We start from the raw sequence: 1,184 nt of genomic DNA on the forward strand, positions 1-1,184 counted from the left end.
CGCGCCCTTCGTCGTGCACCCGGGTCACACCGGTGCCTGAGCGGCCTGCCCGCGTTGCAGCAACGCGGCGGGTACCTGCGGCGGATACACCCACGCGACGAGGACGACCGAGATGATCATCAGCAGGAACCACGAGGTCAGCTTGCTCGGAGACACCGGCTGCCAGCCCTCGGCCTGGTCCGGATACGCCCACGCACCCGCCCAGGTGCCGATGTTCTCGGCGAGATAGATGAACACGGCGACGCCAGCGAAGACGGCCAGGAGCGGTAGCCGGATCGTGCGACGCCACACGCGGGCGTGCATGACGGTGGGCAGCCACAGCAGCACGACGCCGACCAGCAGCACCCAACGCGCATCCCACCACCAGTGGTGCGCGAAGAAGTTGACGTAGATCGCGACCGCGAGGATCGCCGTCATCCACCGACGCGGATACCTCTCGAATCCCAGGTCGAAGAGGCGGTAGACGCGCACCATGTACGACCCGACCGCGGCATACATGAAGCCGCTGAACAGGGGCACCCCGCCGATGCGCAGGAAGCCGTCCGCGGCGTAGGCCCACGATCCGACATCGGTCTTGAACAACTCCATCACGGTGCCGGTGATGTGGAACAGCACGATGACCCACAGCTCTCGACCGCTCTCCAGCCGGAAGGCCAGCATCGCGAGTTGGATGAGCACCGCGGCGATCGTGAGCGCATCGTTGCGGGCGAGCGCCGCATCGTCGGGGTACCAGAGCCGCGCTGCGACGATCGCGACGAGCAGTGCCGCCCCGAAGATGCACGCCCATGCCTGCTTCAGCACGAACACCGCGAACTCGATCAGGCCGGCGCGGATTCCGTGCGCCGGGGCGCCGCGGAGGAGCTGGTGAGCGATCGCATCGACGCGCCGCTCCAGGGAAGTCGCTCGCTGCATGCCTCGGACGGTATCGGTCGCCGTCGACAGCCGGCCGGGAGATGACCGACAGAATGCCGAGGATCAGGGATAACGCGGGGAGATGCCGGTCCCGCGTGCTATGAGCCGCGCGACCATCTCGTCGGACGTGGTGTTCTCGCCCGGACGGTTGGGTTTGCCGCTGCCGTGATAGTCGCTGGAACCGGTGATGATGAGGTCGTGCTCGTCGGCGATCTCGCGGAGCTTCCGCTTGCCGGCCTCGGTGTTCTCGCGATGGTCGATCTCGAAGCCAC

1 protein-coding gene and 1 pseudogene are annotated in these 1,184 nt (G+C 67.2%); both read right to left on the reverse strand.

Annotation, left to right across the window (positions count from 1 at the left end):
* Positions 1 to 24: 24 nt before the first annotated feature.
* Positions 25 to 912, reverse strand: a complete 888-nt coding sequence (locus tag ACNPM4_RS17530) for a DUF817 domain-containing protein (protein ID WP_029262043.1) — start codon at positions 910 to 912, stop codon at positions 25 to 27.
* 63 nt (positions 913 to 975) lie between these two features.
* Positions 976 to 1,184, reverse strand: a pseudogene (locus ACNPM4_RS17535) (phosphatase); the annotation flags it as partial.

This window comes from Microbacterium umsixpiens, from assembly GCF_053543675.1.